This window comes from Spongisporangium articulatum, assembly GCF_044465595.1.
GTDB classification, from domain to species: Bacteria; Actinomycetota; Actinomycetes; order Actinomycetales; family Kineosporiaceae; genus Spongisporangium; species Spongisporangium articulatum.
In genome coordinates, this window is the sequence record NZ_JBITLV010000002.1 from 478009 (window position 1) to 493473 (window position 15465).

General features: G+C 73.5%; 14 protein-coding genes. 11 read left to right on the plus strand and 3 right to left on the minus strand.

All coding sequences use genetic code 11. The annotated features are described in order from the left end of the window. Nucleotides 1–9: 9 nt before the first annotated feature. Nucleotides 10–570, plus strand: a complete 561-nt coding sequence (locus ACIB24_RS08440) for a SprT-like domain-containing protein (protein WP_398278034.1) — start codon at nucleotides 10–12, stop codon at nucleotides 568–570. 65 nt (nucleotides 571–635) lie between these two features. Beyond that, nucleotides 636–1124: a peptide deformylase gene (def, locus tag ACIB24_RS08445; RefSeq protein WP_398278038.1), complete on the plus strand. Its 489-nt coding sequence runs from the start codon at nucleotides 636–638 to the stop codon at nucleotides 1122–1124. 18 nt (nucleotides 1125–1142) lie between these two features. On the opposite strand, the gene ACIB24_RS08450 is transcribed toward def, so the two are convergent. The 3 genes from ACIB24_RS08450 to ACIB24_RS08460 form a co-directional block, all read right to left on the minus strand. Beyond that, the gene (locus tag ACIB24_RS08450; RefSeq protein ID WP_398278041.1) at nucleotides 1143–3290 is read right to left on the minus strand and encodes a RecQ family ATP-dependent DNA helicase; all 2148 of its coding nucleotides are present in this window, start codon (nucleotides 3288–3290) and stop codon (nucleotides 1143–1145) included. Nucleotides 3291–3357: 67 nt separating this feature from the next. Further along, nucleotides 3358–4095, minus strand: a complete 738-nt coding sequence (locus ACIB24_RS08455) for an AAA family ATPase (RefSeq protein WP_398278044.1) — start codon at nucleotides 4093–4095, stop codon at nucleotides 3358–3360. Between the two features lie 3 nt (nucleotides 4096–4098). After that, nucleotides 4099–4485: a YchJ family protein gene (locus ACIB24_RS08460; RefSeq protein ID WP_398278047.1), complete on the minus strand. Its 387-nt coding sequence runs from the start codon at nucleotides 4483–4485 to the stop codon at nucleotides 4099–4101. Between the two features lie 132 nt (nucleotides 4486–4617). Between ACIB24_RS08460 and ACIB24_RS08465 the strand changes: the two genes are divergently transcribed. The 9 genes from ACIB24_RS08465 (at nucleotide 4618) to ACIB24_RS08505 (ending at nucleotide 15461) form a co-directional block, all read left to right on the plus strand. Further along, nucleotides 4618–5784: a GGDEF domain-containing protein gene (locus tag ACIB24_RS08465; protein WP_398278050.1), complete on the plus strand. Its 1167-nt coding sequence runs from the start codon at nucleotides 4618–4620 to the stop codon at nucleotides 5782–5784. A gap of 319 nt (nucleotides 5785–6103) precedes the next feature. Continuing rightward, a complete protein-coding gene (gene leuS, locus ACIB24_RS08470) occupies nucleotides 6104–8620 on the plus strand; it encodes a leucine--tRNA ligase (protein ID WP_398278053.1) in 2517 nt (838 codons plus the stop codon). A gap of 26 nt (nucleotides 8621–8646) precedes the next feature. Further along, nucleotides 8647–9513, plus strand: a complete 867-nt coding sequence (locus ACIB24_RS08475; RefSeq protein ID WP_398278056.1) for a DegV family protein — start codon at nucleotides 8647–8649, stop codon at nucleotides 9511–9513. Nucleotides 9514–9645: 132 nt separating this feature from the next. After that, on the plus strand, nucleotides 9646–10446 hold the full coding sequence (locus ACIB24_RS08480) for a helix-hairpin-helix domain-containing protein (protein ID WP_398278059.1): 801 nt from the start codon (nucleotides 9646–9648) through the stop codon (nucleotides 10444–10446). Between the two features lie 5 nt (nucleotides 10447–10451). Beyond that, nucleotides 10452–12851 carry a ComEC/Rec2 family competence protein gene (locus tag ACIB24_RS08485; protein WP_398278062.1) on the plus strand — a complete coding sequence of 800 codons (2400 nt, stop codon included), beginning with the start codon at nucleotides 10452–10454 and terminating at the stop codon, nucleotides 12849–12851. Nucleotides 12852–12909: 58 nt separating this feature from the next. Further along, a complete protein-coding gene (locus tag ACIB24_RS08490; protein WP_398278064.1) occupies nucleotides 12910–13200 on the plus strand; it encodes a hypothetical protein in 291 nt (96 codons plus the stop codon). Beyond that, nucleotides 13197–14342: a WXG100 family type VII secretion target gene (locus tag ACIB24_RS08495; protein ID WP_398278067.1), complete on the plus strand. Its 1146-nt coding sequence runs from the start codon at nucleotides 13197–13199 to the stop codon at nucleotides 14340–14342. The genes ACIB24_RS08490 and ACIB24_RS08495 overlap by 4 nt, the downstream gene beginning before the upstream one ends. Before the next feature lie 70 nt (nucleotides 14343–14412). Beyond that, nucleotides 14413–14805 (plus strand): hypothetical protein, encoded by a 393-nt coding sequence (locus ACIB24_RS08500; protein ID WP_398278070.1) that lies wholly within the window; start codon nucleotides 14413–14415, stop codon nucleotides 14803–14805. Beyond that, nucleotides 14805–15461 (plus strand): hypothetical protein, encoded by a 657-nt coding sequence (locus ACIB24_RS08505; protein WP_398278073.1) that lies wholly within the window; start codon nucleotides 14805–14807, stop codon nucleotides 15459–15461. The genes ACIB24_RS08500 and ACIB24_RS08505 overlap by 1 nt, the downstream gene beginning before the upstream one ends. Nucleotides 15462–15465: the final 4 nt, after the last annotated feature.

A 15465-nucleotide genomic window follows, 5' to 3' on the forward strand; every position in this document is an offset into this window, starting at 1 on the left:
TGATGGGTCGTGGAGATCGAGAGCGCGGGGCGGCTGGCGCGCGGGCTGATGGCCCGGCACGGGCTGCTCGGGTGGTCGCTGGTCTTCGACAACGCGAAGACCAGGGCCGGCATCTGCCGCCAGGATCGCCGCCAGATCGGTCTCAGCCGGGTCCTCACCGCCCTGCACGACGAGGCCGAGGTGCGTGACACCGTGCTGCACGAGATCGCGCACGCGCTGGTCGGCGTCGAGCACGGGCACGACGAGGTGTGGCGGGCCCAGGCCCGGCGCATCGGGTGCACGGGCCGTCGCTGCGTCCCCGAGTCGGCGCCCACGGTGCCCGGCCGGTGGCGGGGTCTCTGCCCCGTCGGGCACGAATTCACCCGGCACAAGCGTCCCGTGCGCGTCCTGTCCTGCGGGCTCTGCTCGCGCGGCTTCGACCCGACGCGGCTGCTGCACTGGCTGTACGACGGGCGTGAGGTACCCATGCACCCGCGGTACGTGGCCGAGCTGGCCGGGCTGACGGCCGGGCTCGGCGGCCACGTCGGCCTGCCCGACGTCCGGCGCGGCGGGCGGGCCGCCCGGGGCTGAGCCGCCTCGTGCGGGGCTGCACTACCCTTCCGGAAAGCCCGGAGCAGTGATCAGGAGGAACGTCGGTGGCACCCAAGCCCGCCCGGATTCGCCAGTACGGGGACCCGATCCTGCGGACCAAGGGGGAACCCGTCACCCGCTTCGACGACTCCCTGCGGGAGCTGGTCGACCTGATGTTCGTCTCGATGTACGAGGCGAAGGGCGTGGGCCTCGCGGCCAACCAGATCGGCAACGACCTCGCGCTCTTCGTCATGGACTGCGAGGGACTGGTGGCCGTGGTGGCCAACCCCGTGCTCGTCGAGCTCTCCGAGGAGAAGATCGTCGGGATGGAGGGGTGCCTGTCCGTGGCCGGGCACCACTACCCGACGGGGCGGGCCGCCGAGGCCGTCGTCGAGGGCCTGGACCAGTTCGGGAAGCCGGTGCGCTACAGCGGTTCCGGGGAGATCGCCCGGTGCCTCCAGCACGAGACCGACCACCTCAACGGCCGGGTCTACCTGGACCGGCTGGTCGGCGAGGTGCGCAAGCAGGCCCGCCACGAGGTCGAGTCGGTCTGAACGGCCGACGGGCCCGGCTCACCCGTTGGCGACGACGAGCGGGTGGACGGCGGTCGCCCCGGCGAGCCGCAGGTGCCGGGCCGCGACGGCCAGGGTCCAGCCGGTGAGCGTGCGGTCGTCGATCAGCAGCACGCTGCGGCCCGCCACGGCGTCTGCGGCGTCCAGCCGGTAGCGGGCGACGACCCGGGCCAGGCGCTGGGCCGAGTTGCTCTCGGCGTCGCCGGACGGGGGCGGCGACTGGTCCAGCAGCTCCAGGCGTGCGGCGAAGGGGATGCCGAGGAACGTGGCCAGCCCGCTGGCCAACTGCTCCACGAGCAGCGGGTGGGAGTACGACTCCATCGCCACGACCACGTCGGGCCGCGGCTCGGGCCGCCACTCCCGCAGCACCTGGACGATCGCGTGCTTCAACGGGGTCGGCAGCTCGCCGTCGGGGGTTTCGGCGGCGAACAGCGCCCGCACCTGCTCACCCCAGCCCAGGTCCGTGGCGTTCGCGACGGCCCGGCCCTCGGCGGCCTGCTCCTCGGCCGGGATGCGCCCGGACAGGTCCACGCTCAGCGCCGCCATCCCCGACGGCCACTGCTTCCGGGGGGCCACCGGGACGCCCGGCCGCATCAGCCGGGCCCGGGCCGCCTCCGCATCGGCCTCGACGACCGACGTGCTCAGGCTCAGGCCGCCGCAGTTGTCGCAGCGCCCGCACCGGGCCGCCCCCGGGTCGTCGAGCGCGCGGCGCAGGTGCTCCATCCGGCAGCCCGGCGTGGTGACGTAGTCGAGCATCGAGCGTTGCTCGACCCGGCGGGTGGCGGTGACCCGCTCGTAGCGCTCCTCGTCGTAGACCCACGGCTGCCCGGTGGCCACCCACCCGCCACGGACACGGCGGACCGCGCCGTCGACGTCCAGCACCTTCAGCATCATCTCCAGCCGGGTGCGGTTCAGGTCGACCCGCGGTTCGAGCATCGGCGTCGAGACCGGGCCGTCGGCCTCGCCCAGAACCTCGAGCGTGCGCCGGACCAGGTGTTCGGCCGGGAAGGCCAGTGAGGCGAAGTAGTCCCAGACCTCGCGGTCCTCGCGGCCGGGCAGCAGCACCACGCTCGCCCGTTCGACGCCACGGCCCGCACGGCCGACCTGCTGGTAGTAGGCGATCGGCGACGGCGGCGCGCCCAGGTGCACGACGAACCCCAGGTCCGGCTTGTCGAAACCCATCCCGAGGGCCGACGTGGCGACCAGTGCCTTGACCCGGTTGGTCAGCAGCGCCTCCTCCGCGGCCAGCCGGTCGGGCTCGGCGGTCTGCCCGGAGTAGGCGGCCACCTCGTACCCGTGGGCGCGCAGGTGTTCGGCGACCTGCTCGGTCGCGGCCACCGTCAGGCAGTAGACGATGCCGGAACCCGGCAGGCCGCCGAGGTTCTCGGCCAGCCAGGCGAGCCGGGCGGCCGGGGTGGGCAGCGGGACGACGGCCAGGTGCAGCGACGTGCGGTCGAGGTCGCCGCGCAGCACGAGCACGTCGTCGAGCCGGCGGTCGCCCGAGACGGACAGCTGCTCGGCCACGTCCATCGTGACCCGCTCGTTGGCGGTGGCCGTGGTGGCCAGAACCGGTACACCCGAGGGGAGTTCGGCCAGCAGGGTGCGGATGCGCCGGTAGTCGGGCCGGAAGTCGTGCCCCCAGTCGGAGACGCAGTGCGCCTCGTCGACCACGACCAGCCCGGTGGCCGCGGTGAGTCGGGGGAGGGCCCGGTCGCGGAAGTCGGGGTTGTTCAGGCGCTCGGGCGAGACGAGCAGGACGTCGACCGCACCGGCCGCGATGCGGTCGTAGATCTCCTCCCACTCGCCGAGGTTCGACGAGTTCACGGTGGCCGCGTGGATGCCGGCCCGTTCGGCCGCGGCGATCTGGTTGCGCATCAGCGCCAGCAACGGCGAGACGATGACGGTCGGCCCGGCGCCGCGGGCCCGCAGCATGGCGGTGGCCACGAAGTACACCGCCGACTTGCCCCACCCGGTGCGCTGCACCACCAGGGCCCGGCGCCGGTCGCGCACCAGCGCCTCGATCGCCACCCACTGGTCGTCGCGCAACCGCGCGTCGTCCCGCCCGACCAGCCGCCGGAGGTGACCCTCCGCCTCCGCCCGGAGGCTCCCGTCGTCCAGCTGCGGTTCCTGCACCTGCGTCTCGGTCACGGGGACGAGCCTGCCACCGATCGCCGACAGCCGGGTCCCGGCCTGTGGACAACCCCGGGGGCCAGAGCTACGTGACGTGGCGCAGGTATCGCTGCGGGTCGGCCAGGAACGCGCGGTGGTGCTCGACGATCTCGAGCTCCTCCCACCTGGTCTCGTGCAGGCCGTGGCCGTCGAGCTGGAGGATCCGAGCCCCGGGCAGGGCGGCCAGCACCGGGGAGTGGGTGGCCATCAACACCTGCGCCGTCCCGGACGCGACGAGCTGGTGGAGGACGCCGATCAGCGCCAGGCACCCACCGAAGGACAGCGCCGATTCCGGCTCGTCCAGGACGTACAGGCCGGGTGAGGTGAAACGGGTCTGCAGAACCTCGAGGAACGACTCACCGTGGGACATCTCGTGGAAGGGCGAGTCCCCGCGTCGACCCGGGTTCTCTTCGAGATAGGTGAAGAAGCCGTGCATCGTCTCGGCCCGCAGGAAGAAGCCCCACTTCGAGGCCAGGGCGCCGCGCACGAGCTGGAGCTGCCGGTGCAGGCCGGACTCGCTCTCCCGCGTGCTGTGTCGGGCGCCCGTCGATCCCCCTTCTCGCGACAGCCCGTAGGCGAGGGCGATGCCCTCGATCAGCGTCGACTTCCCGGAGCCGTTCTCGCCGACGAGCACGGTCGCCGGGCTCAAGGGCAAACCGTCGCGCAGCACCTGCCCGACGGCCGCGACCGACGCCGGCCACCCGCCGTCCGGCTCGGGAGCATCGGGCGCGCGCACCACCTTCCGGATGGGCAGGGATCCGACCCCGTACGACTTCCCGGCCATGCGTCAGGCGGGCTCGACGTAGAGCCAACGGCCGTCGTCCCGGACGAAGCGGCTGAGCTCGCGCTGTACGCCGGAGCGGCCCCGGCTGCTGTAGCGCGCGGTGAACTCGACGGTGCCGGTGTTGTCGAAGACCCCGCCCTGGGTGGTCGCCAGGATCTCCAGCCCGGTCCAGGTCAGGGCCTCGTCGAGGTCGAGGACCGCGGGGCGGGTGTCGGGGTGCCAGGTGGCGAGCAGGTAGGCGGAGTCGCCGAGGGCGAAGGCGCTGTACCGCGACCGCATCAGCGCCTCGGCCGTCGGAGCCTGCGCCGCGCCGGCGTGGAACCGGCCGCAGCAGTCGGCGTGCACCTGGCCGGAGCCGCAGGGGCAGGCGGTGTTCGTCACCCGGCCCATTCAACGGGCGTGCCGACCCAAAGCACAGAATTTCCGGCCCGTCGGCGCCGATTTCTGTGCTTTGGGTCGGCACGCCGGGGTGCGCGACGATCGGGGTCAAGGTTCACCCGGTCGCCGCCGATCCAGACTGACGTGACATCTGCCGCCCTCGCTCCGACCGCCGACGATCCCGCCACCGTGGGCCTACCCCGGCTGTGCGGAGGGTTCGCCGCCGTGCACGCCCTGCTGGCCGTGCTCTCGCTGACGCTGCCCGACGTCCCGAACCGGCCCTGGCTGGTGCTGGTGGACGGCGCGGTGGCGGTCGTGCTCGCGGCGCTGGCGTTCATGTCGGCCACCCGGCGGCTGCCGCGCTGGCGGCGTGAGGCCTTCGCCACCGCCGTCCCCCTGATCGCCGTGGCGGCCGCCACCGCCCGGGTCGGCCTCATCGGTCACCCGTGGCCGGCCGCAGAACTCGTGCTGGCGGCCTCCGCCTCGGTGCTGGTCACCTCGCGCACCCTGTTCATGGCCGTGATGGCCGGCTGCGGCGCCGGCTGGCTGGTCGCGATGGCGCTGGACGGCGTGCGCGGCACCTCGGACGACGGGACGACGAGCGCGTTCGTCACCAGCTGGACCCACCTCGGGCTGCTGCTGCTCGCCTCCTGCGCGCTGGCCATCGCGGTGCGCCGGGCCCGGGCCACGTCCGCGGTCGCCCTGGTCGAGGCCCACCGGAACCTGCTCGAGCAGTCGGTGCGTGACCCGCTCACCGGGCTGGCCAACCGCAAGGGCCTGATGATGTTCGCCCGGCCCATGATCGACCTGGCCCGCCGGCAGGGTGAGGCCGTGCACTGCCTGGTCGTCGACGTCGACACCCTGCGCGACGTGAACGAGCAGCACGGCGTCGGCGAGGGCGACGAGGTGCTGCTGGCCGTGGCCGCCGCCCTGAACGGCGGGGTCCGGACGACGGATGTCGTCGCCCGCTGGGGCGGCGACGAGTTCGTGCTGCTCGGCCCGGGCACCGGCGTCTCGCCGCTGGAGATGGAACGTCGCGTGCGTGCCCACCTGGCCCAGACCGAGGACCTGCCGCGCGGGGCCTGGCAGGGCAAGGTGTCGGTCGGGTCCGCGACCCTCGTGCCGTGGGACGGCGACGACCTCGACGGCCTGCTGCACCGTGCCGAGCAGGACCTGGCGCTGCGCCGTTCGCTCAAGCGCCGGGCCGCGGCGCGGATGCAGGCCGAGGACGAGATCGCGGGCGGCCGCGGCGACGGGGGTGCGGACGAGCCGAGCGGGACGACGGCCGGCGGTTCGTCGTCCGACACCTGATCGGACGTGCCGCCGCGGCCGGCGGGTGGGCACGGTGTCACACAGCGCTCACCCGGCGACCGCGATGTCACACCGTGCCCACCCGGGGCCCGAGCGGGCCAGAGATCACGGTGAGGTGCGCGGGGGCGTCGGCGCACGTCGTCCCCCGGCCGTGGGATAACCTGAGCTCGTGCTGACCGGCCTGCTCCTTAGCGAGCCGCGCTGACGTCGGCCGCTCCCGAAGCGGCCCCGTCGACGCGGCACCCCTCCATGCGAGGGGTTTTTTCGTTTCCGGACTCGACCGAGACCAGCCCGCAGACCTCACGGACCAGGAAGAACGATGACCGAGACCCAGGTAGACACCGCCGCGCAGGACGGTGACCGCTACGACGTGCACGCCGTGCAGGAGAAGTGGCTGCCGGTGTGGGACGAGCTGGCGCCCTTCCGCAGCGGCCGCCCGGACGACCCGCGGCCGACGAAGTACATCCTGGACATGTTCCCGTACCCCTCCGGCGACCTGCACATGGGTCACGCCGAGGCGTACGCGCTGGGCGACGTCGTGGCCCGGTACTGGGTGCAGCGCGGCTTCAACGTGATGCACCCGATCGGGTGGGACGCGTTCGGCCTGCCCGCCGAGAACGCCGCCATCACCCGGGGTCTGGACCCGCGCGGGTGGACCTACGACAACATCGCGCAGCAGAGGGCGTCGATGCGCCGCTACGCCTGCTCGTTCGACTGGGACCGGGTGCTGCAGACCTGCGACCCCGAGTACTACAAGTGGAACCAGTGGCTGTTCCTGCGGCTGTTCGAGAACGGCCTGGCCTACCGCAAGCCGAGTTCGGTCAACTGGTGCCCGAAGGACCAGACCGTGCTGGCCAACGAGCAGGTCGTCGACGGGCACTGCGAGCGCTGCGGCACCGCGGTCACCAAGAAGAAGCTGACCCAGTGGTACTTCAAGATCACCGAGTACGCCGACCGGCTGCTGGACGACATGAACCAGCTGCGGGGCGCGTGGCCGGACAAGGTCCTGACCATGCAGCGCAACTGGATCGGGCGCTCGTCCGGGGCCGACGTCGTGTTCGAGATCGAGGGCCGGGTCGAGCCGGTCACGATCTACACGACCCGCCCCGACACCCTGTACGGCGCGACGTTCTTCGTGGTGGCGGCCGACTCCGACCTGGCCGCCGAGCTGGCCGCCGAGGCGTCGCCGTCCGTTCGTGACGCCTTCGGGGCCTACCTGGACCAGGTGAAGGCGACCACCGAGATCGACCGGCTGTCGTCGGAGCGACCGAAGACGGGCGTGTTCCTGGAGCGGTACGCGATCAACCCGGTCAACGGCGAGCGGCTGCCGGTCTACGCGGCCGACTACGTGCTGGCCGACTACGGCCACGGCGCGATCATGGCCGTGCCCGCCCACGACCAGCGCGACCTGGACTTCGCCAAGCAGTTCGACCTGCCGGTGCGCACCGTCGTCTCGGTGCTGGGCGACGACGGCGCGCCCCTGCCTGACCCGGCCGAGACCTTCGAGGCCACCGCGGGGGACGGCGTCCTGGTGAACTCGGGCCCGCTGGACGGCATGACGAAGGCCGAGGGCATCGCGGCGATCATCGCGCAGCTGGCCGGTGACGGCCTGGGCAAGGCGGCCACCAACTACCGGCTGCGCGACTGGCTGATCTCGCGGCAGCGGTACTGGGGCACGCCGATCCCGATCATCCACTGCGACACGTGCGGTGAGGTGGCGGTTCCCGACGACCAGCTGCCCGTCGAACTGCCCCCGGCCGAGGGTCTGGACCTGAAGCCGAAGGGGCAGTCGCCCCTGGCGGCGGCCAGCGACTGGGTGAACGTCGACTGCCCGACCTGCGGCGGCCCGGCCATGCGGGACACCGACACCATGGACACGTTCGTCGACTCGTCCTGGTACTTCCTGCGCTACATCTCCCCGGACGCCACCGACGTGCCGTTCGACAAGGCCGAGGTGCAGCGCTGGATGCCGGTCGCGCAGTACGTCGGCGGCGTCACCCACGCGATCCTGCACCTGCTGTACGCGCGGTTCTTCACCAAGGTGCTGTACGACCTGGGCATGGTGCCGGTCGTCGAGCCGTTCGCCCGGCTGCTGAACCAGGGCATGGTGCTGATGGGCGGCTCGGCGATGAGCAAGTCCAAGGGCAACCTGGTGCGGCTGAGCGAGCAGCTGGCCGAGCACGGCGTCGACGCGGTGCGCCTGACGATGGCCTTCGCCGGCCCGCCCGAGGACGACATCGACTGGGCGGACGTCTCGCCGCACGGCTCGGCGCGCTTCCTGTCCCGCGCGTGGCGCCTGTCCGGGGACGTGACCTCCTCTCCCGGAGTCGATTTCAGCACCGGGGATGTCGCCCTGCGCCGGGTCACCCACCGCACCCTGCACGAGAGTGCCCAGCTGATCGAGGGTTTCAAGTTCAACGTGGCCATCGCCAAGGTGATGGAGCTGGTCAACGTCACCCGCAAGGCGATCGACTCGGGGGTGGGCGGCGCGGACCCGGCGGTGCGCGAGGCCGTCGAGGCGGTGGCCGTCGTGCTGTCGCTGGTCGCGCCCTACACGGCCGAGGAGATGTGGGCGCGGCTGGGGCACCAGCCGGCCGTGGCGCTGGCCGGGTGGCCGGCCGTGGACGAGAGCCTGCTGGTCGAGGAGTCGGTGACCTGCGTCGTCCAAGTGGCGGGAAAGGTCCGGGACCGGCTGGAGGTCGCCCCCGGCATCTCCGAGGACGAGCTGCGCGAGAAGGCGCTGGCCAGCGACGCGGTGAAGGCTGCGCTGGGCGACAAGGGCATCCGTACGGTGATCGTGCGCGCGCCGAAGCTGGTGAACGTCGTTCCGGGCTGATTCGCGCTGGGCTAGATTTGTTCACCATGTCGCCGCAAAGACGCCACATCGCCGTGGTGACCGACTCCACCGCCTACCTGCCGGACAAGGCGGCCGACGACCTGCACATCACGGTCGTCCCGCTGCAGGTGATCTTCGACGGGCGTTCCTACGCCGAAGGTGTCGAGATCAGCAGTGAACGCGTCGCCCGCGCCCTGAAGGCCGACCTGCGGGTCACGACGTCGCGCCCGTCCGCCCAGGCGTTCGTCGACACCTACGAGCAGCTGCGCCGCGAAGGGGCCTCGGCCGTGGTGTCGGTGCACATGTCCGGTGACATGTCGGGCACGGTGGACGCCGCCCGCACGGCCGCCCGCGAGCTGGAGGCCACCGGCCTGCAGGTCGAGGTCGTCGACTCCCGAAGCCTCGGCATGGGAATGGGTTTCGGAGTGCTGGACGCCGCCCGCGCGGCCGCCGCCGGAGCTTCGCCGGAGGAGGTGGCCTCGGCTGCTCGCCGGCGCTCGCTGCACTCGTCGATCTACATGTACGTCGACACGCTGGAGTACCTGCGCCGCGGTGGCCGGATCGGCGCCGCGCAGGCCCTGCTCGGGTCGGCGCTGACCATCAAACCGCTGCTGCACCTGGTGGACGGGCGCCTCGAGGCCCTGGACCGGGTGCGGACGACGGCCCGGGCCCTCGACCGGCTCGTCGAGGTCGCCGCGCAGGACGCGCGCGAGCACCCCGCCGAGCTGGCGGTGCACCACCTGGACGCCCCCGACCGCGCCGAGGAGGTCGCCGCCCGGCTGCGGGAGGCCGTCCCCGGCGTCGGGGAGATCGCCGTCAGCGAGGTCGGCGCGGTCGTCGGGGCGCACGTCGGGCCGGGCACCGTCGGTGTGGTCGTCTCGCCTCGTCCGTGAGTGCCCCTGGTTGCCCCTGACGGTGCGGTGGCGCGTTCGTCGCGCCGTCCACATCCGGCACGACGCCGGGGTTGTCCCCAGGTTCTCGTCGGCACGCGGTCCGGTGGCCGGTCGCGGCCCTAGCGTCGCGGCATGCAGTTCGGAGATTCCAGCCTCGAAGAACCTGACCCGTGGAAGCCGGAACCGCCTGCCCGGCAGGCTCTTCCGCTGAGCCGAGGGCCCGTGGTCGGGCCCCGGTTCGGGCTCGACCGGGTCTCGGCACTGGCGTTGCCCGCCGCGCTCGCCGTCGGCGCCGTCGTGCTGGTCGTGGTGCTCCTCGCCCGGTCGTCACCTGCGACGGTGAGTGACGCCGGACCGCTGGTGTCCGGGGTCTCGTCGGCGCTGCCGGCGTCGGGGTCGCCGGGTGCTGCACCGGTCGCGGCGGTCGCTTCCCCGGCTGCCGCGACCGCGTCGTCCGCCGCGTTACGGGTGTACGTGGTCGGGCAGGTGAAGAAGCCGGGGGTGGTGTCACTGCCCGGCGGAGCCCGGGTCGAGGACGCGGTGCAGGCCGCCGGCGGGGCCACCGAGGCGGCCGACCTGGCGGCGGTCAACCTGGCCCGGCCGGTGGTCGACGGAGAGCAGCTGTACCTGACGAAGCCGGGGGAGGACCCGCCCGCCGGGGCGTGCGGTGCGCCGGCCGGAACCGCCTCGGGCGGGACGACGGGCGCGGCGGGCTCCGCCGGTTCCGTCGGCTCGGCCGGGTCGGTGGTCGACCTCAACGCGGCGACGCTCGAGCAGCTCGACGGGTTGCCGGGGGTCGGGCCGGTGCTGGCCCAACGCATCCTCGAATGGCGGCAGCAGCACGGCCGTTTCGCCTCGGTCGACGAGCTCGGCGACGTGCAGGGCATCGGCGACGCCACGCTGGAGAAGCTCCGGCCGCTGGTCCGGGTGTAGCAGCGATGGAGCCGGTCTCGCCGCCCGACCTCCGGTTGCTGCCCCTGACGGTCGCCGCGTGGGTGACGGCCTGGTGGGCGGTCACGCAGCCCGCGGGGCCGCTGTTCATCGGGCTCGGACCGGTGGCCCTGATCGCCCTCGGGCTGTCGATCGTCCGGCACCGGTGGGCCTGGGTGGCGGTGCCGGTCGTCGCCGCGGTCGGTGCGGTGCTGCTGGTGACCGGTGCGCACCAGGAGGTCCGGGCGGGCGACCCGATCACGGCCGCCGCGGCCGAGGGAGCGTCGGTGACGGTGGTCGGGCGGGTCAGTGCCGACCCGCAGCGTCTCGCCTCGACCTTCCCGGCCCGGCCCGGCGCGCAGCGCTGGTTGCTGCGGATCGTCGCCCGGCAGGTCGTGCGGCACGGCGTCCCCGCCGCGAGCCGGGCGGAGCTGGTGGTCCTGGCCGACCCGGCCTGGTCGAGGGTGAGCGTGGGCGAGATCGTCCGGTCGACCGGCCGGCTCGCCGCGACCGAGGCGGGGGAACGGCCGCAGGGCGTGCTCAAGGTCCGTGGCCCACCGGTGGTCGTGGACGCCGGCTCGTGGCCCTGGCGGGTGGCGGAGCGGTTGCGCGCCGGGCTGCGCGCGGCCTGTGCCGGACTGCCGCGCGACGCGGGCGGGCTGCTGCCCGGGCTCGTCGTGGGCGACACCTCGAACCTGCCGGACGACCTGCGCGAGGACCTGCAGACGGCCGGGCTCACACATCTCACGGCCGTCTCCGGGGCCAACGTCACCATCACGGCGGGTGCGGTGGTGGCGGTGCTGGCGCTGGCCGGGGTGGGACGTCGCGGGCGGGTGGCCGGAACCCTGTTGGCCATCGTCGGCTTCGTGGTCCTGGCCCGGCCGGAACCCAGCGTCGTGCGGGCCGCGGCGATGGGGGCGGTGACCGTGACCGGGCTGCTGCTCAGCCGCCGTGGGGTCGGTGTGCCGGCGCTGTTGAGCGCGGCCACCGCACTGCTGCTGTGGGACCCGTGGCTGGCCCGCAGCTTCGGCTTCGCGCTGTCGGTCCTGGCCACCGGTGCCCTGCTGCTGCTGGCCCCGGCCTGGCTGCGGCGCCGGGACCGCCGGCTGGCCGAGGTCGGCCGGGCCGAGAGTCGTTGGCGGACGGCGGTGTTCGCGGCCCTGTCCGTGCCGCTGGCCGCGCAGCTCGTCACGGCCCCCGTAACCGTGCTGATCAACCCGACGATCAGCCTGGTCAGCGTCCCGGCCAACGTGCTGGCCGAACCGGCGGTCGCCCCGGCGACCGTGTTCGGGGTGCTGACCGCCCTGGTGGCCCCGGTCTGGCCGTGGGGCGCGCAGGGGCCGGCCTGGTGCGGCGGCCTCGCGACGTGGTGGATCACCGTCGTCGCGCGCCGGGCCGCCGATCTGCCCGGGGCCGCGCTGCCGTGGCCCGAGGGCGTCGGGGGCCTGCTGCTCCTGGTGACCCTGACCGTCGTCGGGCTCGTCGTCGCCGCCCGGTCCCGGCGGCCGCTGCGCTCGGGGCTGACCTGGGCCACCGGGGTCGTGGTCGTCGTGGCGGTCACCCACGGCGGCCTCCCGGTGCCGGGTACCGACCGGCTGCGGCCCGGCGTCCCGGACGACTGGCTGGTCGTGCAGTGCGCGGTCGGTCAGGGCTCCGCGACGCTGCTGCGCAGCGGTGCGCACCGTGCGGTCGTCGTCGATGCCGGCCCCGACCCCGACCTGATGGACGGCTGCCTGCGCCGCGCCGGGGTGCGCGTGCTCGACCTGGTGGTGCTCACCCACTTCCACGCCGACCACGTGGGCGGGCTGGCCGGGGCGCTACGCGGTCGGGGCCGGCCGCCGGTGCTGGTCAGCCCGTTGCCGTTGCCCGCCGGGCAGGCTCGCTCGGTGCGGCGCCTGCTCGGTGACCGGGCCCCCGTGGCCGTCACGGCCCCGATGTCCGGGACGGCCGGTGAGCGGGGACGCTCGGTGACCTGGTCGGTCCGCACGCCGGACCCGACGCCCGCGGGGGCGCTCGCCGCGCAGACGTCCCGGGCCGAACCCGACGGTGCGGTCGTGAACAACGCGAGCGTCGTCGTCCAGGCCGTCGTGGGCGGCGTGCGGGTGACGGCCCTCGGGGACGTGGAACCCGAGGCGCAGCGCGAACTCCTGCGCACCGGTGTCGGGCCCGCCGAGGTCGTCGTGGTCGCCCACCACGGGTCCGCCAACCAGACCGAGGACCTCTACCGGGCGCTCGGTGCGCGCATCGCGCTGATCGGCGTCGGCGCGGGCAACGACTACGGCCACCCGTCACCCAAGGCGCTCGCGATGCTGGCTCGCGCGCGCCTGGTGGTCGGCCGCACAGACACCCAGGGCGACCTGTCCGTCACTGCCGCGGCCGGCTCGTTGCGGCTCGTCGCGAGCGCGTGACCTGTGACGCCGCCGTCATCGGCTTCCGCACGACTGAGCCCTTTTGTACGTTTGGCGCATGGGGGATGGGTTCGACGCCGACACGGCGGCGCTGCTGCAGATCGGTCAGGAGCTGGTGGACAGCGCGGCGCAGCTCGGCTCGGCGGTGCCGGTGCTGGCGGTCACACCTGATGCCGGGGCCTCCAGCAACGAGGTCGCCGGGGCCTTCCGTGCGCTGGCGGCGGCGCTCGACGGGGTGGCCGAAAAGTTGCTGTCCATGGGGAACGACACGGGCACCTCGGCCGACACGTACCAGAAGGCCGAAGACGCCAACGACGGCACGGTCAACAGTATCGAGGTCGGGCCGTGATCGACGTGCGGGTGTTCGGCTCGCCCGAGGCCTGTTGGACCGCGGCCGACGAGGTGCTGTCGGTGGCCGATGCATTGGCCACGGTTGGGGCGGACGTGCGCCAGCAGCGCAGCCGCAGCATCGCGGCCTGGGAAGGGGATGCGGGCGACCGGTTCCGCGCGAAGGTCGAGACGTGGGTCACCGACCTCGACGACCTCCAGCAGCACGTGCGCCCAGCCGCCGACGCGTTGGGCGTCTTCGGAACTCAGCTGCGCAACGTCCAACTGTCGATGGAGGCCGCCAAGGACGCCGCGCGGGCCGCCGGGCTCCAGGTCACGGATCAGGCGATCGTCGAGACGGCCGCCCTGCGCGACGGCATCACCAACGCCACCCCGGCGCAGCTGCAGGCGTTCGACGAGTTGAAGGCGCAGTGGACCCGGATCGCCGGGATGGTCGAGACGGCGCGGGCCCAGGAGCAGTCGGCGCACGACGCCCTGGGCGACGCGCTGGAGCAGGCCGCCGGCGACGGCTGGCTGGCGAAACTGTTGCAGGGACTTGGTTTCCAACCGCCCAGCTCGGGCGGGACGCCCGCTCTGTCCCTGTGGGCGCTCGGTGCTGTCGGTACCGGGGCCGGGATGGGCGCCGACTGGATGACGAAGGCGAAGTACGGCCGGTTCCAGCCGATCGGGCCGGACGGCCGAGTGATGAGCCCCAAGGGGCTGACCGCCGCCGAGCGGTTCAAGTACTCGATGGGCGACAAGAACTGGCGCGCCGAGCCGGGCAAGAGTGTCGTGCGCGGGCGGTGGAGCACCGGCGGGAAATGGGTCGGCCGGGTCGGGACCGTCGTCGCCGGTGCCGCCGCCGGTTACGACCAGTGGGTGACGGACTCGGACGATCCGTCGCTGGGCACCGATGAGCGGATCGGGCGGGCGACCACGCAGGCCGTGACCACCGGGGCCGGAGCCTGGGGCGGAGCCTACGCAGGAGGCTCGGCCGGCGCGGCGATCGGGTCGATGATCGCCCCGGGCCCCGGAACCGTCATCGGGGGCGCGGTCGGCGGCATCGTCGGCGGCTTCGCGGGTTCGGCGGCCGGCGGCTGGGTCGGCGACAAGTTGGTCGGGGTCGGTGGCGACGTCGCCGAGGCCATCACGTTCTGGGACTGAGGGCACTGTGCTGACACGAGTCGTTCACCCCGGCACGGGCCTGTCCCTACCAGTTCCCGCCGGGTGGGAGGTGCGCGTCGACCCTGGGGCCGGGGTCGCCCTGGTCGCGCTCGAACCACCGACCGGTGACTTCCGCGCCAGCCTGGTCGTCACGGCCGACGCGCTGAACCTGAACTTCCGGGACTGGCAGGCGACGACCGACCGGGCTCTGCCCGCCGCCCTTGCCGAGTACCAGCTGATCGACCTCGAACGGCGGCCCTTCGCCGGTGCGGACGGCGGGCGGCGGCTGGCCCACCACGTGGCACCCGGCGGGGCCGCGGTGACGATGGAACAGTGGTTCACCGTTCGAGGCGGGGTCGGCTACACGCTCACCGCATCAGTCGGTACGGCGAACTACGCGAACAACGTTGACGTGCTCGCGGAGATAGCCGACGGCGTGACGTTCGCGGGGGAGGGACAGTGATGACGACGCTGGACGCCGAGGCGCGGTCGCTGCAGGCCGGCACCACTGAGCTGGAGTCGCTCCTGGATGCGACCGTCGACCCGACGGTCGAGGTGTCGGCTTCGGTGCAGGAGCTGTTGGCCGACCCGCGGGTGCACGCCTTGCTCGCGCCCGTCGGCGCCGCGGTGCTGACCCTGGCCGTGAGGGTCGACCGGTCGCCCGACCAGGAGCAGGTGCACCGGTTGTGGGCCGCGCCCGACTGGACCTTGGTGCTCGGGCCTGACGACGGCGAACAGAGCACTCTCGCCGAGCTGCCGACCGACCGGGTGCCCGCGCTGTTGTCGCGCATCGTCGGTCTCGGGCCGCGCAAGGTCGAGTGGCGCGAATCCGCCCGCTTGCCGGTCGATTTCGTCGAGGCCCTGCTCGGCGACGACCAGGTCGCCCGGTCCCGGGCCCTCGCCGAACTGGGCTGCGACCGGCTGTGGCAGGTACAGGTGGCCACCGGGCCGGCCGCGCCGACGGGCGGCCAGTGGACGATGACCGTCCTGGACGGTGCACAGGGGTTGTACGAGTTGGCGACCGATGTCGAGGCCCCGGCTCTGGCCCCCACGACGTCCACGGCCGTCTTCCGTGCCTTCGCCGAACTCTTGTCCACCTCGGTCGTCCGGAAGGGGTGATCTG